We start from the raw sequence: 26,180 nt of genomic DNA on the forward strand, positions 1-26,180 counted from the left end.
ACTTGCCTACCTATCTAGTTCTAACTCGTCCGGCTCGTGGAATTTGCCTCGACCTTGTTCAGCGCCTGGGTCATATGCGCACCGACCTTGGCGATGATCGGCTCGTCGATGGCCTGGATGTGCTCGCCACCGATCGGCACGACCTCAAGGTCGGCGACATACTCGCCCCAACCGCCATCCGGCTGCCGAACGGCGTATCGCGGCTCGAACATGATCGCGTCGTCATGGTAGCGATCGGCCATATAGAGGGTCACATGCCCGTCGTAAGGCTGGATCTCGGCGGTGTCGATGGCCCGGTTGTCCAGGTACGACGTGCGCTGGTGCTCGATGATCCCGGCCGGGATCTGCACCCCGCTCTGGCTGACGGCCTCCAGCACGAACCGGATCTGACCCTCGTCGTCGAGCTCCTCGAGCTGCTCGTACGGGATCGCGGGGATGGTGACCTGGAAGGTCTTCTCGGCGAAGCGGGCGTAGCGGTCCCAGCGAGCGCGGACCTCTTCCTTGGTCTGCGGGACGTCTTCGCCGGCGCGCACGGCGTCGATCAGGCCCACCCAGGCGACGTCCTTGCCCATCTTCTTGAGTCCGATCGCGCAGGCGTAGGCCAGCACCCCGCCCAGCGACCAGCCGGCCAGGATGTAGGGCCCGTCGCCCTGCATCTCGATCAGCTTCGGAACGTATTGCGCCGCACGTTCTTCGATCGTGCCCTCGACGCGCTCCAGCCCGTACATCGGAGTGTCCGCGGGCAACCGGTTGAGCAGCGGCTCGTACACCACCGTCGATCCGCCGGCGGGGTGGAAGACGAACACCGGTGGCTTGGTCGAGCCCTCGACCGGCGCCCGCAGCGTGCGCACGAACCCGTCGACGGTGCCGGCCTCCAGGTACTGGCGCACCTTCTCGGCCAGCGCCTCGATGTTCTCTGAGCTCACCACGTCCTCGGCGGTGATCGGCCCTTCGGCGCGCTCGGAAAGCCGTTCGGCCAGCTTGGCGGCACTGGCGTCGTCCAGTTTGGGCAGCGGGTTGAAGATGCCGCCCGGGGACTTGCCGGTGACGATCGCCCAGGTGGCGAAGGTGACCCGCTCGGCGGCATCGCGCGGCGGCACATCGGAGTTCAGCGCCTTGGCGACCGCCTCGGAGTTGAGCGCTTCGGCCGCTCCGGCCAGGTTCGGCTTGGCGCCGTTGCCCGTCGGGCCGGACGGATCGGTCGGCGGCGGCGGAATCGCCACATCCGACGGCGGTACAGCCGGCTGGGTCTGCGGCTCAGCCTGCGGATCCGGCGCGGGAGCGGTCAGCGATTCCGGCGTTGCGCCGCTGAGCAACCCGGCCTGCACCCGGGCGATCTCCTCGGCCGTCTGGGTCTTTTGGTGCTCGTGCAGCTGCTCGACCTCGTCGCGGTGCTCGATCGCGTACTCGATCAGCTTCTCGACGTTGTAGAGGTTGGCGTCACGCACCGCCGTCAATTGGATTGGCGGCAGGTCGAAGTCGTATTCGACGCGGTTCTTGATCCGCACCGCCATCAACGAGTCCAGCCCCAGCTCGATCAGCGGGACCTCCCACGGCAGGTCCTCGGGCTCGTAACCCATCGCGGCGCCGACGATCGCGCCCAGGCGATCGGCGATGGTCTCACCGGAATCCGGTGACCACTTGACGAAGTCGGACGGCATGTAGCGGTTGGTCAGGCTGTCCGACAACGTTTCCGCGTCGACGTCCTCTTCGACGGGCCCCGCGACCGGTGCTTGCGTCGATCCCGCTTCGGCCACGGGTGCAATCGCGGCACCCGCGCCCACCGCGGTGGGCAATGCGCCCACGGCCGCACCCGCCCGCGCGACCAGCGCGTCGTAGACCAACGTGAACGACTCGTCGATGCGGGCATGCACCTGCACCGAGGCGCCGCCGGGATGCCGCGTCATCGTCGTCACCAGCCGGGCACCCTCGCCCGGCACCGCGCGCTGCTCGGCCGCCGTCATCTGCGCGTCCGGAATCACCTGAGCCGCAGCGGCTCTCACCAACGCGGCCAGGTCTGCCGTCTCGCCCCGGGGTGCAAACTCCCACACGTGGCGGCCATCCGGCAATGCGACGTGCGTGCCGGGCATGATGATCGAGCCGTCGCCGCTGAAGTGCGCGTCCAGCCAGTGCTCTTTGCGCTTGAACCGGGTCGGCGGAATGTTGGCGTAGTCCCAGGGCCCCTTGGCGGGGGTGAACATCGTCCGGATGTCCAGGTCGTGTCCGTAGACGTAGAGCTGCGCCAGGGTCGACGTGATCGACTCGACCTCGTCCTGCTTACGGGCCAGCGTCGGAATCAGCTGGGCGTCATGCAATCCGGCCGACGCCGTGGTCAGACCCACCTGCATCAGCGCCACCGGGTTGGGCGCCAACTCCAGGAACGTGGTGTGCCCGCTGTCGACGGCGTTGCGGATGCCGTGGGTGAAGTAGACGCTGTGCCGCAGCCCCTTCTTCCAGTAGTCGACGTCGTGGATCGGCTCCGAGCCGGGCTTGACGTAGCTGCCCTCGTGCACGGTCGAGTAGATCCCGGCCGTGGGGCTCATCGGCTTGATGCCCTGCAGCTCCGCGGCCAGCTCGCCGAGCAGCGGGTCCATCTGCGAGGTGTGGCTGGCGCCCTTGGTCTGGAACTTGCGGGCGAACTTGCCCTCGGATTCCGCGCGGGCGATGATCGCGTCCACCTGCTCGGGCGGTCCGCCGATGACGGTCTGGGTCGGCGCGGCGTAGACGCACACCTCCAGGTCCGGAAAGTCGGAGAACACCGTCTTGATCTCGTCGGCGGAGTACTCCACCAGCGCCATCAGCCGGATGAACTCGCCGAACAGCATCGACTCGCCCTCGCCCATCAGGTGCGAGCGCGAGCAGATCGCCCGGGTCGCATCGCGCAGCGACAAGCCGCCGGCGAAGTAGGCCGAGGCGGCCTCACCCAGCGACTGTCCCACTACCGCAGCGGGTTTGGCACCGTGATGCTTGAGCAGCTCACCGAGCGCGATCTGGATCGCGAAGATGGTGACCTGCGTGGTCTCGATGCCGTAGTCCTGCGAGTCGTCCAGGATCAACTCGAGCACCGAGTAGCCCAGCTCGTCCTGCACCAGGGCGTCGACCTTCTCGATCCACTCGGCGAACACCGGGTTGCGCAGGTACAGGTTCTTGCCCATCTTGCGGTGCTGCGCACCGAATCCGGCGAGCACCCACACCGGGCCGTTGGTCACCGGACCGTCCACACTGAACACGTTGGGCCGTTGCTTGCCCTCGGCGACCGCGCGCAAGCCCTTGATGGCTTCCTCGTGGTCGTGGGCCAGCACCACCGCCCGCGAGCGGCCGTGGTTGCGCCGCGACAGCGATCGGCCGATCGACTCCAGCGAAACCGCCTGCCCCTCGGGGCTTTCCATCCAGTCCGCCAGTTCGGCCGCGGCGGCCTTCTTGCGGGAGGTCAAAAACGCCGACACCGCAAGCGGAATCAATGGCTTGGTGGGCTCTGACTCCTGTTGGGCCGCAAGCTCTTCCAGCGCAGCCGCTTTGAGCTCCAACGCCTCGTCGGTGACGCCCGGCAGCTCGGGCTCGAAATCCGGGATCTCGTACTCGTCGGTGATGATGTTGCCGAAGTCGTCGAACCGCAGCGAGTGCGATTCCAGCGTGGGCGCCTCGGTCGGGTCGGCGCCGGGCGCGGCCGGCGCGATGACCTGGGCCGGGGCCTCGGGCTCTTTGAGGTCGCGGGGCAACAGCTCGCGAACCACCACATGCGAGTTGGCGCCACCGAAGCCGAAGCTCGACACCCCGGCCAGCGCGTAGCCGCCGTAGCGCGGCCAATCGGTCGCGCTGTCAACGAATTTCAGGTGGGTGCCCTCGAAGTCGATGTAAGGACTCGGCCCGGCGAAGTTGATCGACGGCGGCAGCTTGTTGTGCTGCAACGACAACACGACCTTGGCCAGACTGGCCGCGCCGGCGGCCGACTCCAGGTGTCCCACATTGGTTTTGATCGCGCCCAGCAGCGCGGGGCGGTCGGCGCTCCGGCCTCGGCCGACCACCCGGCCCAATGCTTCGGCCTCGATCGGGTCACCCAGGACGGTGCCGGTGCCGTGCGCCTCGATGTAGTCGACGTTGCGCGGATCGATCCCGGCGTCCTTGTACGCCCGGCGCAGCACCTCGGCCTGGGCATCCTGGTTGGGGGCGATCAGGCCGTTGGACCTGCCGTCGTGGTTGACCGCGCTGCCGGCGATCACGGCCAGGATCTGGTCGCCGTCGCGACGGGCGTCGGCGACCCGCTTGAGCACGAACATGCCGCCACCCTCGGAGCGGGTGTATCCGTCGGCGTCGGCGGAGAACGACTTGATCCGGCCATCGGGAGACAACACCGCGCCGATCTCGTCGAAACCAAGCGTCGCCAGCGGGGTGAGCAGCGCGTTGACCCCACCGGCCAGCGCCACGTCGCATTCGCCGTTGCGCAGCGCCTGCACCGCCTGATGCGTGGCCACCAGCGAGCTCGAGCAGGCGGTGTCCAGCGCGACCGAGGGGCCGCGGAAGTCGTAGAAGTAGGACACCCGGTTGGCGATGATCGAGTTCGCGGTACCGGTGATCGCGTACGGGTGCGCGACCGTCGGGTCAGACACCGCCAGGAACTGGTAGTCGTGGTTGGAGAAACCGACATACACGCCGACGGCCTCGCCGCGCAGGCTGGACGCCGGGATGCGGGCGTGCTCGAGGGCCTCCCAGGTCAGCTCGAGCGCCAGCCGCTGCTGGGGGTCGATGTTGTCGGCCTCGGTCTTGGCGATGGCGAAGAACTCGGAGTCGAATCCCTTGACGTCCTTGAGGTAACCGCCGCGGGTGCGGGCCTTGGCGACCAGCGCGGCGATACGCGGCTCTTCGAGGAACTCCGACCAGCGGCCCTCGGGCAGATCGGTGATCGCGTCGCGGCCCTCCATCAGGGCCTGCCAGGTTTCCTCGGGGCTGTTCATGTCGCCGGGAAGCCGAGTGGACAGCCCGACGATCGCGATGTCGACGCGTTCGGCCGGCCCGGTGCGGGTCCAGTCGACTTCGCCGGCGTCGTCGGGGCGTTCGGGCTCGCCTTCGATGATGCGGGTGGCCAGCGACTCGATGGTCGGATGCTGGAAGGCCACCGCGACCGACAGCGTGACACCGGTCATGTCCTCGATGTCGGCGGCCATTGCCACCGCGTCGCGCGAGGACAGGCCCAGTTCCACCATCGGGATCGACTCGTCGATCGCGTCGGGTGACTGCCCGACGGCCCGGCCCACCCAGTTACGCAGCCATTCGCGCATCTCGGGGACCGTTAAATCAGTCCTCTTGGCGGGCGCGTTCCCGCCAGGACCGTCGGCGGCCGCCTGGTCGGAGTTGTCGGGCAGGTCAGGTTCGGTGTCAGCCATGGTTCCTGATTTCAGTCTGTGGCACTGGCAAAAGCGTCCGGGGACCCGATACCGCTGCGCAGGCTGCCGTCGAGGTAGGCGGCGCGGCAGGCACGGTGTCCGATCTTGCCGCTGGAGGTGCGGGGAATCGTCCCCGACTGCACCAGCAGCAAGTCACGGACGGTGACCCCGTGCCGGACGGCAATGGCCGCCCGGATGTCGTCGGCGATGGGCTGGTACTCGAGCTTGTGCGAGCCCGCGGCGCGCTCCGCCACGATCACCAGCTGCTCGGAGGTGTCGTCGGGGTCGTACTTGAGCCCGGTGTGCGGGTTGTCGAAAACTTCCTGCGGCAGTTCATTGGCCGGCACCGAGAACGCGGCGACGTATCCGGTGCGCAGCGCCTTACTGGCCTCCTGCGCCGAGTACTCGAGGTCCTGCGGGTAGTGGTTGCGGCCGTCGATGATGACCAGGTCCTTGATGCGGCCCGCTATATAGAGGTGGCCGTTGAAGTAGGTGCCGTAGTCGCCGGTGCGCACCCACAGCCCGTCGTCCTCGGCACCCTCGGCGTGGGACTCGCTGATCCGCGACTTGAGGATGTTGCGGAACACCTCGTTGGTCTCGGCTTCCTTGCCCCAGTAGCCGGTGCCCAGGTTCTTGCCGTGCAGCCAGATCTCGCCGATCTGGCCGTCCGGCAGCTCGCTGGCGGTGTCGGGATCGACGATGACGGCCCACTCGTCGACGCCGATGACGCCGGCCGATACCTGTGCGACGGCGTTCGGCGAGTCCGCGGCCACCTCGACGAAGCGCTGCTTGTTCAGCTCGTCACGGTCGACGTGGATGACGGTGGGCGCTTCGTCCATCGGGGTGGTGGACACGAACAGCGTCGCTTCGGCCAGACCGTAGGACGGCTTGATCGCGGTCTTGCGCAGACCATAGGGCTCGAACGCCTCGTAGAACTTGCGCATCGACGCCGGGGACACCGGTTCGCTGCCGTTGAGGATGCCCTTGACGTTGCTCAAGTCCAGCGGCGGCTCACCGTCCTTGGGGACGCCGCGCACGGCGGCGTGCTCGAACGCGAAGTTGGGCGCCACGGTGAAGACCTCGCAGTCCGGGCCGTCCTCGGGCTTGCGCGCCATCTCCCGGATCCAGCGGCCGGGCCGGCGCACGAACGCGGCGGGCGTCATGAACGTGAAGCTGTGGCCGAGCACCGGTGACAGCAGGGCGGTGATCAGACCCATGTCGTGGAAGAACGGCAGCCAGGACAGGCCGCGGTCGCCGTCCTTGCCCTCCAGGCCGTTGAGCACCTGCAGCACGTTGGTCGGCAGGTTCAGGTGGGTGATCTGCACGCCGGTCGGGGTGCGGGTGGAGCCGGAGGTGTACTGCAGGTAGGCGATCGTGTTCTCGTCGGCGTCCGGTGCGACCCAAGTGGCGGCGACCTCGTCGGGCACGGCGTCGACGGCGATGACGCGGGGCCGCTCCTTGGCGGCCCGGGCGCGAATGAACTTGCGGACGCCTTCGGCGGCCTCGGTGGTGGTCAGGATCGTCGAGGGGGTGCAGTCGTCGAGCACGGCGTGCAGGCGGCCGACGTGGCCGGGCTCGCTGGGGTCGAACAACGGCACCGCGATCCGGCCGGCATACAGCACGCCGAAGAAGGCGATGAGGTAGTTCAGGTTCTGTGGGCACAGGATGGCGATGCGGTCGCCGGGCTCGGTGACCTGCTGCAGGCGCGCGCCTACCGCGCGGTTGCGTGCGCTGAAGTCCGACCACACGATGTCGCGGTAGACCCCGTCGCGCTCGGTGGAGTAGTCGATAAACCGGTAGGCCAGCTTGCTGCCGCGAACCTTCGCCCATTTCTCGACGTGCTTGACCAAGTTCGTGTTATCCGGGAACTTGATTCGACCGTTCACGATGAACGGGTTGTGGTACGCCATGCCGCCCTCTCCTGTTACACACTCGCCGGTCAGTTACTCCGGCGGTTCTGGTGTCGGCGTTGCCGACGATGTTCTCTGCGCGCGGGCCGGCCTCGTACGCGGCGCAAACTTGCGCCGGTCCGGCCGAGCTTCACCCGGTCGGGAACCACCAAACTCTTATCGCTCTTAGTTTTCTCTTAATGTTAGGCGGCAGCGCGCGGCAGACCAAATCTCAAGGTACCGCCGATTGCCCTCGGCACCGCCTACCTAACTGCTGTGTCCCCTTGCCCAGCTCGCCGGCATTGCCTTGGCGATGTGCAAGGCACCCGGGCGGTTACCCGTGCTTGGGGTGTGGCGCGTTTGCGATGAGATTACGCGCCCAGTTCAATGTCCAATCCGTGGAGGTGGCGCCGTCCAGGTTCCAGAACTGGGGGGTGGCGTACATCGCGTGGACCGGCTGGCCCGCCCCGCCGGCCAGCGTGTTGAGCGTATTCGGCAGGTTCGCGACGCTGAACGCCTCGTCCGGAGCCGCGCAGATCAGGTCGCCGGCCGCGCAGATCTCGTTGGTCTTGCCGTTGAGGTCGCCGAAGCCGCCGGGCCGCGGGCCGGTCATCGTCAAACCCAGCCCGGACAGCACCGGCACCTCGTGCAGGGTGACCTCCGCGCCCTGGCCCGGCGGGTTCGGCCCGATGTCGTTGCCCACCCCCTGCTGGCGACGACCGTCGGCGATCAACGTCACACCCAACACCAGGTCGTCGTCGACGGGTCCGCGCCCGTTGCCGATATCGCTGGCGATATCGCCGGCGATCACCGCGCCCTGCGAGAAGCCGACCAGAACGTAGCTGGTCAACGGGCACTTGTTGTTCATATCGGTCAGCGCTTGGATCGTCGCGCGGGTGCCTTCGGCTCGGCTGTCGTTGTACGACATCTGCTTGACGCCGCCCAGCGGATTGTTGAATTGAGCCGTGTAGGGGACGGTGAACGTCTGCAACCGCGACGACGGGAACTGCTGGGCGATCGCCAGGGTGTCTGGGTGCAACAACGCATTCGGGAACTGCATCGGGTTGAGCGGATCGTCGGTCGGCGACGACTCCCAGGTACCGGGAACGACGATCATCTGCACGTCCGGGCAGGAAGCGTCCTGGGAGGCCGGCCGCGGCCTGTGCGGATGCGTCGTCGTCGAGGAAGGCGGCAGAATGCCCGGCGGAACCGCGCTGGGCGGCGCCTCGGTACTGCGCAGCATCGTCACCACGGCCACGATCACCAACAGCACGACGCCGGCCATGGACAGCGCGGCCACCCAGGCGAGAATTCGGCGGCGCTTGCGCAGCCGCTGGGCATTCGAGGTCATGGTCTCCTGCTAGCAGAGTCGGTAGGTCGCAGCTTGTTACCAGGCAAGCGGCCACCCCGCCTTCTGCTGCTCAATACACGGTACCGGCTCGCCGCGCCGCGCCGTCCGTCCTGCCAGCGGGCCCGCGTGGCTAGCGGATGGCTCCCACGATGTCGCCCGACATGGCGCCCAGCTGCCCGGCCCACGAGCCCCAGCCGTTGTCGCCACCGCCCGGGAAGTCGAAGTGGCCGTTGTGGCCGCCGACGCTGCGGTACTGCTGGTAGAACATGCGGCTGTTACCCATCGCCTCGCCGGCCTGCCCGATCATCGCGGGCGCGTCGCCGCCCATGTTGGTCGGACTCCAGACCCACACCCGGGTGTTGTTCTGCGCCAGCAGCGCGGCGTGCACGTAGGGATCGTGCCACTTCCACCGGCCCAGCTGCGGAGCGCCCCACATGCCGTTGCCGTCCACGCCGCCGAATTGCTGCAGGCCGGCCAGGATCGAACCGTTCGTGGTGGTGTTCGACGGATACAGGAATCCGGACAGCGAGCCGGCGAAGCCGAAACGGTCGGGGTGGAAGGCCGCCAGCGCGAACGCGGCATATCCACCCTGGGATGCGCCCACGGCGGCGTGGCCGCCGGGTGCCAGCCCCTTGTTGGCGGCCAGCCAGTCGGGGAGCTCGGAGGACAGGAAGGTGTCCCACTGCTTGCTGCCGTCCTGCTCCCAGTTGGTGTACATGCTCCAGGCGCCGCCGGCGGGTGCGACCACGGAGATCCCCTTGCCGGCCAGGGTGCCCATCGCGTTGCCCGCGGTCACCCAGTTGCTGACGTCGGGCGCGGCGTTGAACGCATCCAGCAGATACACGGCGTGCGGACCACCACCGAGGAAGGCGACCGGGATGTCGCGGCCCATCGCGCCGGACGGCACCATCAGCGTCTCGTAGGGCGCCGCCTTGGCCTTACCCGTGATTCCGGCCGCCAGACCGCCGAATCCGAGTGTCAGCGCGGCAACGCAAAGCACCCGCAGCAGCATCGCCAGACCCCGCACGCTACCCATGTCCGCCCTCCATCGTGTAGTCGCTGTGTTTGCACAGTAACCAGGGCCGAAGTGCGGCCGACCCGCAGGGTAGTGAAACAAGTCACACCGCACAACGACCAACGGCGGAAACCCGAAGGGTTCCCGCCGTCAGTCTTGTGTTCTACCGGGTTTAGGTGCCCTGGCTCGGCGCGGTTGCGGGCGCGGCCGTCGCCGGACCGGCGCCCGGGGTGGCGCCCAGGACCGACTGCAGGTCAGGCTTCATCGCCTGCAACTGCGCGCCCCAGTAGGGCCAGTCGTGGGTGCCGTTGGCGTCGAAGTTCCAGACCGCGTTGTGACCGCCGGCCGCGTTGTAGGCCTCCTGGAACTTCAGGTTGGACGTCCGCACGAAGCCCTCCAGGAACTTGGCGGGCAGGTTGTCGCCACCGAGGTCGGACGGCTTGCCGTTACCGCAGTAGACCCAGATCCGGGTGTTGTTACTAACCAGCTTGGCGACCTGCAGAGACGGGTCGTTGCGCTGCCAGGCCGGGTCACTGGACGGTCCCCACATGTCCTTGGTCTTGTAGCCGCCGGCGTCACCCATGGCCAGGCCGATCAGGGTCGGCCCCATGCCCTGGGACGGGTCCAGCAGCGCCGACAGCGAGCCGGCGTAGACGAACTGGTCGGGGTGGTAGGCCGCCAGGATCAGCGCCGACGAACCGGCCATCGACAGACCGACAGCCGCGCTGCCGGTCGGCTTGACCTGCTTGTTGGCCGCCAGGTACTGCGGCAGCTCGCTGGTCAGGAAGGTCTCCCACTTGTAGGTGGTGCAGCCGGCCTTACCGCAGGCGGGCGCATACCAGTCGGAGTAGAAGCTGGACTGGCCACCGACGGGCATCACGGTCGCGATGCCGGACTGGTTGTACCACTCGAACGCGGGGGTGTTGATATCCCAGCCGTTGAAGTCGTCCTGCGCACGCATACCGTCCAGCAGGTACAGCGCCGGCGCGTTGGCGCCACCGCTCTGGAACTGAACCTTGATGTCGCGGCCCATTGCGGCCGACGGAACCTGCAGGTACTCCACCGGCAGACCGGGGTGCGAGAACGCCCCCGCAGTGGCCGGGCCCCCCACGACGCCGATCAGACCCGAGAGCAGAGCCGCCCCCGCGGCACCCACCACGAGCCGACGTGGCATCCGAGCCACGGCGCCGCGAAACCTGTCAACAAGCGTCATTCTTGCTTCCTCATCTTTTCGGCGCATCCGTCATCAGGGCGCGTCGGTGATTGGTTCGCACTGCATGCGCAACGGGCGCGGCAGTACTGGCTTAGTGAACCACACGAACCCCCACGGGCTCTCATCGAGGACGCTGGGCAAACCGTCATTCCAGGCCGTTTTCGTGGGGTTTTCGCACGGCATCGGGCGGTCGAAATCGGCATTTCCGCATGTGCCGGACGGTGAACGACTACTGGTGACGGTGCAAATGTGAATTTGCTGTACGTGTGCTGGTCCGGGAAATTGTGATGGGTTCGCGATCTGTGAGATTTGTCCACGCAATATTCACTCGCGGGGCGGCGGTGGACTCGGCTCCGGCACCGGCAGGCCACACCTGGCGAGTTCGTAGAGCGGGACCCGGTCGATTCGGTAGGCGGTGAATTCGAAGGAGTGCAAGAAGTTTGAGACGAACCGGTGCAGCGACATCGGGGCGCGCACCGACGCCAGCACCGCCTTGGTCTCCGGGCACTGCAGCGCCGCCACCGCCTGGGCAACCCAATTCGCGTCCAGATAGCCAGGAATGCCCGGATACACCTTCACCCAGGGGCCGTCGGCGATCACCCAGTCCGGGAAAAGGTTCTTGTCGTGCCCGATCCGGCCGTGCGTCAGGCGCTGGGTGTGCTGCGCGAGCGGGTTCGCCAATCCGATCTGGTCGATGACCCGGACGTCGAGCCCGACGTTCATGCCCAGCATGCCCAGGTTGGTGAAAAACACTGCGTGTTGCGGCTTTTGCGGCGGTTTGCTGTCGGGGGGACTTCCCGGGGCCGGCGGCGGCTGTTGCAGCTGGGGCACGATATCCCACTGAATGTAGTTGCCCGACGGCAACAACAGCGCCCCGTCCGGGGTGTTGTCCAGGGCCGCCAGCACCGCCGCCATCCTCGGGTAATCGAGGTAATCGGCGGCGGTCAGCGGGTGCGCGTGCCCGGTCGCCTGGGCATAGAAGCGGCGCTCGTCGACGATGCCGCTGTAGGTGACGTGAGTGGCGTCGTAACCCATCCCCGGCGAGTTTGCTGCCCACAGCGACCAGCCCGCGATACCCAGCCACAGCAGGCTGGCGGCACCGGCCAGCCAGTAGCCGGTTTCGCGCGAATAATCCTGCCCGTCGGGGATCAGCACGGGGATCACGGCGACCGGGGCCAGCAAACAAAATAGCGGTGCCAGCAGCACACGCGCATGCATGAAATCGCCACCCTGCCGGGTCCAGTAGAGGGCCTGCAGCAGACCGCTTACGAGGACGAAGGCCACCACCGCCGGCGGGCTTTGCACAGCCCGCGCCACCCGGCCGTAGTTGGGCGCGAGCATCGGGCGCAGGAACGACGGCCGCCGCCGCACCATCGTCAGCAGGAGCCCCAGCGGCACCAGCAGCAGCACCGGCAGCCACACGGCGTAGGGCGCGCTGAAATTCGACAGGTAGATCATGCCCTGGGACCACTTGTCACCAGCGGCGTCCTTGGCCAGCGCCGTCCCGGGAACCAGCAGGCCGTAGTAGCCCATCCGGAAGATCTGGTAGGCCACCGGAAGCAACCCGCCGGCGGCGACGATCAGCGCCCGCCGGCGCCAGGTCCGCGCCGAAATCAGCATCATGATCAGAGCCAGACCGCCCATCAGCGCCAGCTCCGGACGCACCAGCACGCTGAACCCGGCGACGAAGGCCAGCACCCCGAGGAACACGTCGTTGTCCGGCCGGTTCCGCAACGGCTGCGCCCAGCGGACCATCATCCACCACAGCAATCCCAGATAGGCGAGCGTCAGCCCGTTCTCCAGCCCTGAGGTGGCGAAGTCCCGCGCCGGGGGCAACGCGATGTAGATCAGCGCCCCGGCGGGCAGCATGATCGCCCGGCGTCCCCGCAGGCTGGGGGCGTACAGCCGGCCGGCGCCCAGCATCAACAGCACCACGCCCGACACGGACAGCACCAGCGCCAGCGCCAGCGCGACGTACTCCATGCGCACCGGTCCGCCGACCCAGCTTCCGACGTACACCAGGTAGGTCCACGCCGTGGAGGTGTTCGCCTCGACCCGCTCACCCTGGTTGAAAACCGGCCCGTTGCCCGCCAGCAGGTTGCGTACCGTGCGCAACACGATCAGTCCGTCGTCGGCGATCCAGCGTCGCTCCCAAGCGCCCCAACCGAACAGCGCGGCGACCACCGCCACGCTCACCCACAGGCTCACCCGAACCGAGGTGTCGTATGGGAACGGCGACCGGCGACCGACCCTGGACCGGCGGCGCATCATGGTGCCGTTGAAGCGCTTGATGGTCTCGAGACCCGGACTAGCCGAAGGCAACGGCGGCACCAACTGTTGCGATCCACGCGAGGAACAGCAGCTGCAACACCCGATCACGCAGCGCTATGTCTTCGGGCTCGCCGGCCAGTCCGCCGTCGACGTCGACCGCATAACGCAGGATCGCGATTGTGAACGGGACCATCGAGACCGCGAACCAGGAACCCGAATAGCGGTCCCGCTCGAACGCCCACATCCCGTAACACAACACCACCGACGTCGCCGACAGCGTCCAGACGAATCGCAGGTAGGTGCTGGTGTAGCTTTCCAGCGATTTGCGGATCGCCGCTCCGGTTCGCTCGGCCAACTGCAATTCCGCGTAGCGCTTGCCCGCCACCATGAACAGCGACGCGAACGCCGCCGTCAGCAAGAACCACTGTGACAACGGGATGTCGGTAGCCGCACCCCCGGCGATGGCCCGCAGCAGATACGCCGACGACACGATGCAAATGTCCATCACCGCTTGGTGTTTCAGGCCGAAGCAGTAGGCCAGCTGCATCGCGAGGTAGATGCCCATCACCACCGCGAGGTTCGGCGTGAGCCACCAGGAAATCCCCAGTGACGCCGCGCCGAGCACCACGGCAAGCGCATAGGCCAGCCATTCGGGTACCACGCCGGCGGCGATCGGCCGGAATCGCTTGGTGGGGTGCTCACGGTCCGCCTCGACGTCGCGGACGTCGTTGATCAGGTAGATCGCCGAGGCCGCCAGGCAGAACACCACGAACGCCACGCCGACCTTGGACGCCACCTCCGCATAGTCGTAACGGACACCGCGGCCGGCCGCCGCCACCGGCGCGGCCACCACCAGCACGTTCTTCACCCATTGGCGCGGGCGCATGGCCTTGATCACGCCGGTGATCAAGTTGGCCGGAGGTCGTCCGGTCACCACTTCTCCGTCCATTTCGGCTTCGCTCATTTCGGCCACACCTATCTCGACTTTCTATCGAGCCAGAGTGCAAGGCGAGCGACCACGGCGCCGAGCGCCACGCCGAAGGCCACGTCGCTGGGATAGTGCACGCCCAGCAGTATCCGCGACACCGCCATCGGCGGAACCAGCACCACCGGCAGCGGCAGTCCGGTGGCCCGGCCCATCAGGATGGCCGCGGTCGTCGTGGAAGTGGCATGGGCGGACGGGAAACTCAGCTGGCTGGGAGTACCGACATTGACCGCGACGGCCGGATGATGCGGACGCTTGCGGCGCACCACCCGCTTGATCAGCACGGCGGCCGCGTGCGCTGCGAACGTGCCGGCCGCGGCCACCAGCCACTCCCGGCGGCGGCGCTCCCATAACAGGGCGCCCAGCAGTTCGACGATCAACCACCCGGCGCTGTGCTCCCCGAAGTGCGACATTCCGCGCGCCGTGGCCAGCACCCCGGGGCGGTCAGCCAGTGCCGACTGAACGGCGACCATCGCGGCCACTTCGCCGCGCGGCGCCGATTCAGGCATGGCTTGTTTCCGGCTGGGGGTGCCTCCCGTTTGCGGGGCACAGCACGGTTTCCCACTTCTGCTTGCTGGACAGCACCGGCAGCGCGTCGCGGTACACCCGGCGCATCTCGTCGAATCGGCTCAGCAGCTGGCGCTGGCGGCGCAGCGATTGCAGGAGCAGGGTGAACATCTTGCGCCGGTCACGCTGGCGGTAGACCACACCGCATCCGTCGGCCGTGGTGACCGTGACACCGTCGACGGTGCACAGCCGAAACCAGCGCGCGTCCTGGGTCGGCACGTTGAACTCCGGGCGCCGGTGGCTCTCCGGGTCGGCGGTCTTGAGGTTGTGCGCAATCCCGCGGGCCAGCCGGTAGCTGATCGAAACCGGGTTCACCGGCGGCTTCACCGCCTTGGTCTTGTGCTGCGGCGGGGGCAGTTCGCTGGCGGCCGGTAGCACGACCGCGTCCGGATACTCCTTGCGCAGCCGATGAACTTCCGGCAACCCCGACTCCAGGATCGAGAAGATGTGCTCCGGGCCTGCGAGGAAGTCGTCGATGGCCCGGTTCTGGATCACGACAGTCGAATATTCAAGGCAGGCAAGATGTTTCAGTGTTGCCTTGAGGTGACTACGCACCAGGCCGCGGACCTCGCCGTCCCAGTGCAGCGCCGCGACCACCAGGCGGTTGCGCAGATGGAAGTAGGCCTGCCAGTCGATCGCGTCGTCCTTGTCGCTCCAGGCCATGTGCCAGATCGCGGCACCAGGCAGCGTGACGGTCGGGTAGCCGTGTTCGCCTGCGCGCAAACCGTATTCGGCGTCGTCCCACTTGATGAACAACGGCAGCGGCTGGCCGATCTCCTCGGCGACCTGCCGCGGGATCATGCACGTCCACCAACCGTTGAAGTCGACATCGATGCGCCGGTGCAGCAGCGCGCTGCGATCGTTCTTGTCATTCAGCGGGAATTCGGCGAAGTCGTGGTCGTACTCGGCGTGCGGCGCGGCGGTCCACATGAAGTTCGCCTGGTTGACCACCTCGCCCATGATGTGCAGGTGCGACGGCTCCTGCAGGTTGAGCATCTGACCGCCGATCAGCATCGGCGTCTTGGCGAAGCGGTTCATCGCCAGGATCCGCAGCACCGTGTCCGGCTCGATGCGGATGTCGTCATCCATGAACAGAATCTGTTGGCAGTCAGTGTTTTTCAGCGCCTCGTACATCACCCGGCTATAGCCGCCGGAGCCGCCGAGGTTGGGCTGGTCGTGGATGGAGAGCCGGCTGCCCAGACCCGCGGCGGCTGCGGCGAAGTCCGGGTGATCGCGCACCTTGCGGGTGCCCTGATCCGGGACGATCACCGCACCGATTACCTTGTCCACCAAAGGGTCCGCGGTGAGGTCGGCGAGCGCGTTGACGCAGTCGGCGGGACGGTTGAAGGTCGGGATGCCGACGGCGATGTTGGCCGTACCCGGAGCCGGCTCGGTCGCATACCAACCGCCGCTGAGCACGTTGACCGCGGTGTCGGTGGTGACATCGAACCAGATCCAGCCGCCGTCCTCGAACGACTTGAGCGGCACCTCGATTTCGACGACGGCCGGCTGCTCGTCGGTCCCGACGAATTGGCGGCCCTCCACCGAGATCCGCACCCCGGTGGCCTTGGTGCGATACACGTCGACGCGTCCGGTCCCGGTCAGCTCGACCCGCAGCACCACCGACGTGCAGATGGACCAACGTCGCCAGTAGCTCGCCGGGAAGGCGTTGAAATACGTGGCGAACGAGACCTCGGACTCCTTGCCGATCTCCAGCGAGGTGCGGCTGGTCGCGTGCGCCCGACGGGCGTTGGTGGTCGACTCCTCGAGGTACAGCTTGCGTACATCGAGCGGTTCCCCCGGACGGGGCAGGATGATTCGGGACAGCAAGCTCACGGCGGTCATTGGTGCCACTCTCCCCCTAGCGCTTCGCGGCTGGGAGGTACCCCCACCTCATCGCTGCGTCCCCCTCGCCGCTGCGCGGCTGGGGGTGCCCCCACTGCATCGTCGTCGGCACGGGTCATTGGCGCGCGCCTTCCTCTTCGGCCAACGGGGTTCCGTCGCGCAGGTGCGGCGCGAGGGTGTTGTCGTACATGTTCAGTGCGCTGGCAATCGCCATGTGCATATCCAGATACTGATAGGTGCCCAGCCGCCCGCCGAAAAGTACCTTCGACGAGGCCGTCTCTGACTTCGCCCTCCCCCGGTAGGCGGCCAACAGGGCGCGGTCGGCCTCGGTATTAATCGGATAGTAGGGCTCGTCGTCGTCGGCGGCGAACCGGGAGTACTCACGCATGATGACCGTTTTGTCGGTCGGGTAGTCGCGCTCGACGTGGAAGTGACGGAACTCGTGGATGCGGGTGTACGGGACGTCGGGATCGTTGTAGTTCATCACCGGGGTGCCCTGGAAGTCGCCGACGGGTAACACTTCGAGCTCGAAGTCCAGGGTGCGCCAGCCGAGCCGCCCCTCGGCGTAGTCGAAGTAGCGATCCAGCGGGCCGGTGTAGACGACCGGTGCATCGGGGCTCTCGGCGCGCAACTGGTCGCGGACGTCGAACCAGTCGGTGTCCAACCTGACCTCGATGCGTTCGTCGGCGGCCATGTTCTCCAGCCAGGCGGTGTAGCCGCCCAGTGGCAGGCCCTCGTAGGTGTCGTTGAAGTAGCGGTTGTCGAAGGTGTAGCGCACCGGTAGTCGGGTGATGTTGGCCGCGGGCAGTTCTCTCGGGTCGGTCTGCCACTGCTTGGCGGTGTAACCCTTGACGAACGCCTCGTAGAGCGGCCGGCCGATCAGCGAAATGGCCTTTTCCTCGAGGTTCTGCGCGTCGGCGGTGTCGATCTCGGCGGCCTGCTCGGCGATCAGTTGCCGGGCCTGCTCGGGAGTGAAGTACTTGCCGAAGAACTGCGACACCAGCCCCAGCCCCATCGGGAACTGGTATGCCTGCCCGTTGTGCATCGCGAACACCCGGTGCTGGTAGTTGGTGAATTCGGTGAACTGGCGCACGTAATCCCACACCCGCTTGTTCGAGGTGTGGAACAGGTGGGCACCGTACTTGTGGACCTCGATGCCCGTCTGCGGCTCCGCTTCGGAGTACGCGTTGCCACCGATGTGCGGACGTCTCTCGACGACGAGCACACGCTTTCCGAGTTGGGTGGCCACACGTTCGGCGATGGTGAGGCCGAAGAATCCGGATCCGACGACGAGGAGGTCAAAACGAGCGGTCATCGGTTGCTTAGGGTATCCGACCCCAAGGGCGCTACCCCAGTTGGCGAGGCTGGCGCGGTGGGATTCGAGCACGTGAAGACTGGTTTGCAGTGACCCGAATCGCACGTAACGCCCAGGGTCGCAAATACCTCACGATTCAATATCACCACTCTAGTAACAGCTTTCCCACTCGTACCATCGACTCTGTGTGGTTCCCACCGGATACGGACCGGCGGGATCTTCCGACACAACCGATGAATTGAGGAGACTTCCGTGCCGAACCGACGCCGTCGCAAGCTCTCGACAGCCATGAGCGCGGTCGCCGCCCTGGCAGTGGCGAGTCCATGCGCTTACTTCCTTGTTTACGAATCGACCGCCAGCGGTAAGCCGGTCGAGCACCACGACTTCAAGCAGGCCGCGGTCATGACCGACCTGCCCGGCGAGTTGGTGGGCGCGCTGACCCAGGGTCTGTCCCAGTTCGGGGTCAACCTGCCGCCGATTCCCGCCCTGGGCGGTGCCGGCACCGGGACGACGGGCCTCGGGACGACTGGACTGACCAGCCCGGGCCTGGGCACTCCGGGCCTCGGGACCACCGGTCTGACCAGCCCGGGCCTGGGCACCCCCGGCCTGACGAGTCCGGGGTTGACGAGTCCGGGCCTGACCAGTCCGGGCCTGACGAGTCCGGGTCTGACCAGCCCCGGCCTGACCCCCGGTCTTACCAGCCCGAGTCTGACGCCTGGTGCCGCGCCCGGTGCGCTGACGCCCGGTGTGCCCGGTACGCCGACCACGCCCGGTATGCCGACGATGCCTGGTGCCGGACTGAACCCGGCGCTGGCCAACCCCGGGCTGACCAGCCCGGCCGGACTGACTCCCGGTGGCCTGGGCGCTCCCAACGAGGTGCCGATCAGCGCGCCGATGGACCCGGGTGCCGACGGCACCTACCCGATCCTCGGTGACCCGTCGACGCTGGGCGGCGGTTCGCCGATCGGCGGTGCCGGCACCGGCAGCAGCGGCGGTGGCGGCCTCGTCAACGACGTGATGCAGGCCGCCAACCAGCTTGGCGCCGGTCAGGCCATCGACCTGCTCAAGGGCCTGGTGATGCCTGCCATCATGCAGGCTCAGGGCGGCGCGGCCGGTGCGTTGCCGGGTGCCGCTGGCGCCCTGCCGGGTGCGGCGGGTGCCCTGCCGGGTGCGGCTGCGGCCCTGCCGGGTGCCGCCGGTGCCCTGCCGGGTGCCGCCGGTGCGCTCCCGGGTGCCGTTGGCGCCCTGCCGGGCGCGGCTGCGGCGCTGCCGCCGGCGCTGCCGCCCGTCTAGAACTTCGGGGGTCCTGTCACCTGACGGCACCGCAGAGTCACCACTGCTCTGCGGTGCCGTCGAACAGTTTCAGGACCGGTTTTGACACGCGGAAAAACGTGTCGCCTCATTAATAACATCAGAAACACACGTAACATCAGCTGGTGTTGTCTCGTCACCGTCCGCCCACGATGTTGCTGACCGCCATCGCGGCGACGGTTGTCCTGGTCTCGGCGGTCGCGGACCTGACCCGCGACCACGGCGCCCCGCCCGCCCCTCGGCCGACCCACGACACCAAGCTCGCCGAGCAGCCGCTGGTCGGGCTCGGCGGCGGCGTCACGGTTCGCGAAGTGACCCAGGAGACGCCGTTTTCTCTGGTCGCGCTCACCGGCGACCTGGCCGGCACCTCCACCCGGGTGCGGGCTAAGCACCCGGACGGTTCGTGGGGGCCCTGGTACCAGACCGAGTACGAGACCGCGGCGCCGGACAACGGCCCACCGGCCGCCGAATCGGCCCTGCCGCCGGGACCGACCGAGGGACCCCGCAGCACCGATCCGGTGTTCGTCGGCACCACGACGACCGTGCAGATCGCGGTCACCCGCCCGCTCGACGCCGCGGAAACCGTGGCGGCGCCACCCGCCGCACCGGTCAACGGTCTGGGCTACCGCCCCGCCTCCCGGGAACAACCGTTCGGGCAGAACATCTCCGCGATCCTCATCTCCCCGCCGCAGGCGCCCGTCAAGACACAGTGGACGCCGCCGGCCGGAGTCGTGATGCCCGGCCAGGCGCCGCCCATCATCAGCCGGGAGGAATGGGGCGCCGACGAGTCACTGCGCTGCGGTAGTCCGCAGTACGACAACGGGATTCGCGCGGCCGTCATTCATCACACGGCGGGCAGCAACGACTACTCACCGCTCGAATCGGCGGGCATCGTCAAGGCCATTTACACCTACCACAGCAAGACGTTGGGCTGGTGCGACATCGCCTACAACGCACTGGTCGACAAGTACGGCCAGGTGTTCGAAGGCAGCGCCGGCGGTCTGACCAAGGCCGTCGAGGGCTTCCACACCGGCGGCTTCAACCGCAACACCTGGGGTGTCGCGATGATCGGCAACTTCGACGACGTGCCACCGACGCCGCTGCAGCTTCGCTCGGTCGGCCGGTTGCTGGGCTGGCGCCTCGGCCTGGACGGCGTGGACCCCAAGGGCACGGTGACATTGGAGTCCGCGGGCAGCCACTACACCACCTACCCGGCCGGCGCCGTTGCGACGCTGCCGACCATCTTCACCCACCGCGACGTCGGCAACACCGACTGCCCCGGTAACGCCGCCTACGCGCTGATGGACGAAATCCGGGATATCGCATCTCATTTCAACGACCCACCCGAGGAATTGATCAAGGCGCTGCAGGGCGGCGCGATCTACCAGCACTGGCTGGAGCTGGGCGGGATGAACAGCGTGCTGGGCGCGCCCACCTCGCCGGAGGACAACGCCGAAGGCGGTGCCCGCTACTCCACCTTCGCCAAGGGCGCGATGTACTGGTCGCCGGCGACCGGAGCACAACCCGTCACCGGTGCGATCTATGACGCCTGGGCCGCACAAAGTTACGAGCGCGGCCCGCTCGGCTTGCCGACCAGCGCCGAAATCCAAGAGCCGCTGCGGATCACGCAGAATTTCCAGCATGGCACGCTGAACTACAACCGCCTCACCGGCGACGTCAGCCAGATCCTCGACGGGATCACCACGCAGCTTTCTGGACAGGCCCCGAGCGCCCCGGCCGTCCCGCCGGAACACTTCTCGCTGCCGGCACATCCGGACGCCTGACCGCGGGCCCCGCACACGGCGCTGCCGCGCGTACTAGTCTGCGACCTGTGCCCGAGACGCCGTATCTGAGCATCGATCTTTCTCGGGTGCGCAAGAACTTCCAAGCGATGCGCGCCGCGTTTCCCCAGGCGCAGATCCGCTACGCAGTCAAGGCGAACCCCGCCGAACCGATTCTGCGCCTGCTGGCCACCGAGGACTGCGCTTTCGACGTCGCATCGGTCGGCGAGATCGACACGTGCGGCTCCGCCGGGATCGACGGCCGCCTGCTGACGTTCGGCAACCCCGTCAAGAAGCCCGCCGACATCGCCCTGGCACACGCGCGCGGGGTGCGGCGGTTCGCGTTTGACACCGAACGCGGACTCGACGCCATCGCCGAACGCGCGCCGGCCGCGGCGGTGGAATGCCGTATCGCGCCCGACTTTCCGTCGTCGGTGACCCCGTTCGGTCACAAGTTCGGCTGCGCCCCGGATGCCGCTGCCGAATTGCTGAACCGGGCCGCGCGGCTGGGACTTCGCCCCGAGGGAGTGTGCTTTCACGTCGGGTCACAGCAGCTGGACCCGTCAGCGTGGGAGATCGGAATACGTTGTGCGGCGGCCGTATTCGAAGAAATAGGCGAAATCGGCACGATCAACATCGGAGGCGGTTACCCGCTGGCGTACGCAGTCGGCGCACCGGATCTCGACGTCATCGCCGAGGCGGTCCACGCGGCACTACGCCGCCACTTCGGCGCGAACCGGCCGCAGCTGGCGATCGAACCCGGACGGGCGATCGCGGGTTCGGCGGGCACGATCAGCTGCGAGGTGGTCGCGGTGCGCACGGGCACCGACACCCGGCGCTGGGTGTACCTGGACATCGGCCGCTACGGCGGTCTCGCCGAGACCGAAAACGAGTACATCCGGTACCGCCTGCGCACCGGCCGTGATGGTGATCCCGTCGGAGATGCGGTAATCGCGGGTCCGACCTGCGACGGTGACGATGTGCTGTATCAGAGCTATCCGCTCCCGGTCACCCTGAGTCCCGGCGACCGCATCGAGATCGCCGATGCCGGTGCGTACACCGCGAGCTATTCCTCGGTCCAGTTCAATGGCTTCCCCTCGCTGCCAACATATTTCGACGAGCCTTCCGACAACCGGTGGGAAGTCGCCGAACCGCTGGCGCCGGGGCTGACCCGAATCTGGGACCTCGCCGAGGTCATCTGCGACGTCGACACCGAATTCCAGAACCTGGTGATCGGCCGCACCCGGCAAGGCGTGTCGTTGTTCAGCGACAGCGAACGTCAGAGCACCGAATTCAGTCAGCTGGTCTACCACGAGGCGCTGCTGGTACCGGCGCTGCTGCTGGCCGGCCGGATCGAGCGCGTGCTCGTCATCGGCTCGGGCGAGGGCGTGGTCAGCCAGCAAGCCGTGTCGGCGGGCGCCCTCCACGTCGATCACGTCGACATCGATCGCGAGGCCGTGCGGCTGTGCGCGCGACACCTGCCCTACGGCTACACGGTGGACGAACTCCTCAGGGCGGAAACAGGTTCCGGTCCGGTTGTCATGCACTATTGCGACGGTTGGGAATTCGTCGAGCGCGTCACCACGCAGTACGACGTCGTGGTGATCGATCTTCCCGACGAACGCACCGAGGCGGTGCAGCACAACCGGCTCTACGGCACCGAGTTCCTGCGACGCTGCGCGGGTATCGGCAGGGTGATCGTCGCTCAGGCCGGCTGTCCTACGCTGTGGCGCAACGAGTCGCTGCACGCGTCGTGGCAGCGATTCCGCGAAACCTTCCCGACCGTCGTCTATTTCGGTAGCGACGAACATGAATGGGCGTTTCTGTGCGGGCTGACCGAAACCTGCGACCATCCCGTCGCAACGATGTCGGCGCGCCTGCCGACGCTGCCCTACCGACCCCACACCATCGATGCGGACACGCTCACCTCGTCCACCGTGCCGCCAAAGAGCCTGCGGGACCGCGACTCCCGCTAGGCGGGTACCGTCAGAGGATCGCGACCGCCACCACGATGCCCAGCGCCACCTGCGCGGCGGCCACCATCAGCGCCTCGTAGTTGAACTCATCGGAGTTGAACAACGCGTCCATGTCGATGCCGATCACCATGGTCGCGATCCGCATCATCACCACCTGGGCGACGATGCCCACCAGTCCGAAGACCGCCGACCCCACCAGGCCTTCGGCCAGTTTTCCGGACGACGAATAGATCGCCAGCACCACGATCAACGCCATGCTGACCATGCCCGCCGCGGACACGACGATCGCGTTCGGCTTTCCCGCGTTGACCATCTTGCGCAGCGGACCCGGCGTGGTGAGGTCGATGGCGTAGAACCCGACCAGCATCAGGATCAGTCCGACGATCGCGTACAAGATGATGGCGCCGGCGCCACGGCCGAGCACCGCCCAATAGCCCTGGTCCCAATAGCCTGAATTCAGCGCCACGATGGTTGTCATCGACGATCAACTCCGTTCACTTGCTCAGAAGTTCACTTCTGGGGGATCCGGTGTGGGACAAAGGCTGCGCCGTCGTCGGTGATCAGGCCCGCGGTCTCGCGGATGCCGAGGCCGGCGGCGGTGTCGCCGACGATCCACGCGCCCAACGCGGGCCGCATGTCGTCGAATTCCGGTAGCGGGTCCAGCAGCTGATAGACGTATCCCTCTTCGCCGTAGACACCGCCGGTCGCGGTTTGCATGCCGGCGCCGACGACGGTGATGTTCGCGCCTTCACGCCCCAGCTTGGGCTTGCGGACGTATTCGGTCAGTTCATGCGGATCGTCGATGTAGGCGGGCAACAGGTTCGGGTGACCCGGATACATCTCCCACAGGATTCCGAGAATCGCCTTGTTGGACAACAACGTCTTCCACAGCGGTTCGATCCAAGCCGTCTGCGGCAGGCTGGACACCACGTTCTTGCCGAACTCGTCGTCAAGCACCCACTCCCACGGGTAGAGCTTGAAGACCGCGTGGATCTGTGACTCTTCGAGGTCGACGAAGCGCTTGAGCGCGGAGTCCCAGCCGATGTCCTCGATCGTCAGGCCTACGGTCGCAAAGCCGGCCTCCGCGGCGGTTTCCTGCATGTAGGTGGTGGTGATCTGGTCTTCGCCGGTGGCCTCCATGCCCGACCAGCTCAGGTGCAGCTCGTCGTTGGGCAGCAGATCGCGCAGCTGCTTCCACCGGTCGACCAGCTGTTCGTGCAGGGAGTTCCACTGGTCATCGCCGGGGAAGCAGTCCTTGAGCCAATACCATTGCAGGATAGCGGCTTCCAGCAGCGTGGTCGGTGTATCGGCGTTGTACTCGAGCAGCACCGCCGGCCGCCGCCCGTCGTAGCGTAAGTCGAAGCGGCCGTACACATGTGGGTCAGCGCGCCGCCACGATTCGGCAATCGGCTGCCAACTCCATTCCGGCAGACCGAATTCCGCGTAGCGCTCCATCAGCACCACTTGCTCGACGGCGTTCAGGCACATCGAGTGCAGCAGTTCGACATCGGCTTCCAGCGCCAGGATCTCGTCCATCTCGAACTCGTAATACACCGATTCGTCCCAGTACGGGCGGTCGCGGCCCCTGGCGTCACGCGCGGGCGTTCCATACACCAGGCCTTGCGATTCGACGATCGTCTGCCAGTTCGGCCGCGGTCGCTGCCTGGCGCGCTTCACGAGCCGCTACTCTTCCCGGGCGACGAGCCGCCCAGGCCGCCGCGCGAAATGCTGCTCCCTGACTTGGTGGTGATGTTGGCGCCCTTGGGCGCGGTCGTCGTCCCACCGCTCGGTCGCGAACCCACCGAGCCCGAACTACCGTAGTAGTAACGGTATTGGTGCCCGCCGTAGTAGAAGAACCCGTTGAGTCCCTCGGTGTGGCCGGTGCAGTAACTGTCCGGCACGATCACCGGTTGACCGCTCGAATCGTCCTGGACGCACTGGGCGGTGACGGTCGCCGGTTCCGACAACATCCAATATCCGAGGCCGGCCACCAGGCCCACCACGCCCACGGCGGCCGCGGCGCCCATCAACACCCGGCGCTGGTGGCGGCGCTTCTGCTCGGCGGCCAGCCGCGCCTCTTCCAGCTCCTTCTGCTTCTTTTCGTACTTGGCCCGGGCCCGCTGTTCGGCCGGTGTGGGTGGGCGTGGCTTCGTCGTCGCCGCGTCCTGGAACTCCATGCTGCCGCCGGACGGGAATCGTCCGGGGTCGTCCTCGGGTTGCTCGGCCTCGTCGCTGCCCGTGAGCTTGTCCGGCTCCGGCTTATCGCCGGCCCTGGCGTCCACATCGTCGGGGTTGTCGTCGATGGGCTCACCGCCCTTCGGCGGCTCGTCTTGCGACCCCACTACAACACCTGACGAGGGGCAACAGGCCGGAAGGCGGGCACGCGGGCAGTCTGCCACATTTGCTGAGGCTTCGGCAGAGATAAGCACCGGCGCGGCCGGGCTAGCCCCACCACCGTTCCAGCACGCGTCCGACGCCGTCGTCGCTGTTGCGCGCGGTGATCTCGTTGGCGGCGGCAAGCACTTCGGGGTGGGCATTGCCCATGGCCACGCCGTGACCGGCCCACCGCAGCATCGGCAGGTCGTTGGGCATGTCCCCGAACGCCACCACTTCGTCGCTGACGATCTCCAGCGGCCGGGCGATCTCCTCGATGCCGGTGGCCTTGCTGATTCCCAGCGGCACCACCTCCACCAGGCCGTTATTGGTGGAGTAGGTGATGTCGCCCTCGACGCCGACGTGCTTGGCCAGCTCGGCGGCCATGTCCGCGCTGCGGGCACCGGCCTTGCGGATCAACAGTTTGATGGCCGGCGCGCTGAGCAGGTCTTCGATCGACACCTCGGTGTTGTCCGGATTCAGCCACGCATGCTCATAGCCCGGCGAGCTGACGAACTGCGGGGTCGCCGTGTCGTGGGCACTGTGGCCGATCCGCTCCACCGCCAGACCAGCCCCCGGTATCACGCGGGTCGCGAGCTCGGCCAGTTCGGCCAGGGTGTCGACGGGCAGCGTGCGTGTCGACACCACGCGGTCGGTGGCGGGGTCGTAGATGACGGCGCCGTTGGCGCACACGGCCATCGGCGCGAAGCCCAGCTCGTCGACGATGGGACGGATCCAGCGCGGTGGACGACCGGTCGCCACAATGAATTTGGCGCCGGCAGCCACGGCGGCACGCACCGCCGCACGAGTACGCGGGGTGATGGTTTCGTCGTCGTCGAACAGGGTGCCGTCGACGTCGCAGGCGATAAGCGCCGGCCGCGAAGTCGGCGCCGTCATTGAGCCGTCA

17 protein-coding genes are annotated in these 26,180 nt (G+C 67.3%); 3 read left to right on the forward strand and 14 right to left on the reverse strand.

The genetic code is table 11. The features are described 5' to 3' along the window. Positions 1-20: 20 nt before the first annotated feature. The 10 genes from pks13 to glf all read right to left on the reverse strand — a co-directional run bounded on the left by pks13 (position 21) and on the right by glf (position 17,832). Entirely contained in the window at positions 21-5,381 is a 5,361-nt protein-coding gene (gene pks13, locus AC5Y5O_RS10430; protein ID WP_500024981.1) for a polyketide synthase Pks13, read from the reverse strand. Between the two features lie 11 nt (positions 5,382-5,392). Then, a complete protein-coding gene (gene fadD32 / locus AC5Y5O_RS10435; protein ID WP_096290598.1) occupies positions 5,393-7,291 on the reverse strand; it encodes a long-chain-fatty-acid--AMP ligase FadD32 in 1,899 nt (632 codons plus the stop codon). Between the two features lie 313 nt (positions 7,292-7,604). Next, positions 7,605-8,621 (reverse strand): carboxylesterase Culp6, encoded by a 1,017-nt coding sequence (culp6, locus tag AC5Y5O_RS10440; protein ID WP_500024985.1) that lies wholly within the window; start codon positions 8,619-8,621, stop codon positions 7,605-7,607. Positions 8,622-8,751: 130 nt separating this feature from the next. Then, on the reverse strand, positions 8,752-9,657 hold the full coding sequence (locus AC5Y5O_RS10445) for an esterase family protein (protein WP_423790947.1): 906 nt from the start codon (positions 9,655-9,657) through the stop codon (positions 8,752-8,754). Positions 9,658-9,808: 151 nt separating this feature from the next. After that, entirely contained in the window at positions 9,809-10,849 is a 1,041-nt protein-coding gene (ag85A, locus tag AC5Y5O_RS10450; protein WP_096290600.1) for a diacylglycerol acyltransferase/mycolyltransferase Ag85A, read from the reverse strand. Positions 10,850-11,173: 324 nt separating this feature from the next. Continuing rightward, positions 11,174-13,171 (reverse strand): terminal beta-(1->2)-arabinofuranosyltransferase, encoded by a 1,998-nt coding sequence (aftB, locus tag AC5Y5O_RS10455; protein ID WP_500024988.1) that lies wholly within the window; start codon positions 13,169-13,171, stop codon positions 11,174-11,176. Beyond that, positions 13,158-14,069: a decaprenyl-phosphate phosphoribosyltransferase gene (locus AC5Y5O_RS10460; protein ID WP_096291446.1), complete on the reverse strand. Its 912-nt coding sequence runs from the start codon at positions 14,067-14,069 to the stop codon at positions 13,158-13,160. Before AC5Y5O_RS10460 ends, aftB begins: the two co-directional genes overlap by 14 nt. Positions 14,070-14,095: 26 nt before the next feature. After that, the gene (locus AC5Y5O_RS10465; protein WP_500024990.1) at positions 14,096-14,614 is read right to left on the reverse strand and encodes a phosphatase PAP2 family protein; all 519 of its coding nucleotides are present in this window, start codon (positions 14,612-14,614) and stop codon (positions 14,096-14,098) included. Then, positions 14,607-16,517: a glycosyltransferase gene (locus tag AC5Y5O_RS10470; RefSeq protein WP_500024992.1), complete on the reverse strand. Its 1,911-nt coding sequence runs from the start codon at positions 16,515-16,517 to the stop codon at positions 14,607-14,609. The genes AC5Y5O_RS10465 and AC5Y5O_RS10470 overlap by 8 nt, the downstream gene beginning before the upstream one ends. Before the next feature lie 115 nt (positions 16,518-16,632). Beyond that, the gene (gene glf / locus AC5Y5O_RS10475) at positions 16,633-17,832 is read right to left on the reverse strand and encodes a UDP-galactopyranose mutase (protein ID WP_096290603.1); all 1,200 of its coding nucleotides are present in this window, start codon (positions 17,830-17,832) and stop codon (positions 16,633-16,635) included. Positions 17,833-18,084: 252 nt separating this feature from the next. Between glf and AC5Y5O_RS10480 the strand changes: the two genes are divergently transcribed. The 3 genes from AC5Y5O_RS10480 (at position 18,085) to AC5Y5O_RS10490 (ending at position 22,900) form a co-directional block, all read left to right on the forward strand. Beyond that, the gene (locus AC5Y5O_RS10480; protein WP_207768618.1) at positions 18,085-19,125 is read left to right on the forward strand and encodes a PirG; all 1,041 of its coding nucleotides are present in this window, start codon (positions 18,085-18,087) and stop codon (positions 19,123-19,125) included. Between the two features lie 146 nt (positions 19,126-19,271). Then, positions 19,272-20,927 carry an N-acetylmuramoyl-L-alanine amidase gene (locus tag AC5Y5O_RS10485; protein WP_500025135.1) on the forward strand — a complete coding sequence of 552 codons (1,656 nt, stop codon included), beginning with the start codon at positions 19,272-19,274 and terminating at the stop codon, positions 20,925-20,927. A 47-nt stretch (positions 20,928-20,974) separates the two neighbouring features. Further along, complete coding sequence (locus AC5Y5O_RS10490) at positions 20,975-22,900, forward strand: spermine/spermidine synthase domain-containing protein (RefSeq protein WP_243394210.1); 1,926 nt, start codon at positions 20,975-20,977, stop codon at positions 22,898-22,900. Between the two features lie 10 nt (positions 22,901-22,910). Here AC5Y5O_RS10490 and AC5Y5O_RS10495 read toward each other — a convergent pair whose 3' ends face one another. The 4 genes from AC5Y5O_RS10495 to AC5Y5O_RS10510 all read right to left on the reverse strand — a co-directional run bounded on the left by AC5Y5O_RS10495 (position 22,911) and on the right by AC5Y5O_RS10510 (position 26,170). Next, on the reverse strand, positions 22,911-23,378 hold the full coding sequence (locus tag AC5Y5O_RS10495) for a DUF350 domain-containing protein (RefSeq protein ID WP_096290606.1): 468 nt from the start codon (positions 23,376-23,378) through the stop codon (positions 22,911-22,913). A 32-nt stretch (positions 23,379-23,410) separates the two neighbouring features. Continuing rightward, positions 23,411-24,577, reverse strand: coding sequence for a glutathionylspermidine synthase family protein (locus AC5Y5O_RS10500; RefSeq protein WP_096290607.1), 1,167 nt, complete (start codon positions 24,575-24,577; stop codon positions 23,411-23,413). Then, positions 24,574-25,242, reverse strand: coding sequence for a hypothetical protein (locus tag AC5Y5O_RS10505; RefSeq protein ID WP_500025003.1), 669 nt, complete (start codon positions 25,240-25,242; stop codon positions 24,574-24,576). The genes AC5Y5O_RS10500 and AC5Y5O_RS10505 overlap by 4 nt, the downstream gene beginning before the upstream one ends. Before the next feature lie 100 nt (positions 25,243-25,342). Then, the gene (locus AC5Y5O_RS10510) at positions 25,343-26,170 is read right to left on the reverse strand and encodes an HAD family hydrolase (protein WP_096290608.1); all 828 of its coding nucleotides are present in this window, start codon (positions 26,168-26,170) and stop codon (positions 25,343-25,345) included. Between the last annotated feature and the right edge of the window lie 10 nt (positions 26,171-26,180).

The sequence above is a fragment of the Mycobacterium sp. NGS40 genome, assembly GCF_059812735.1.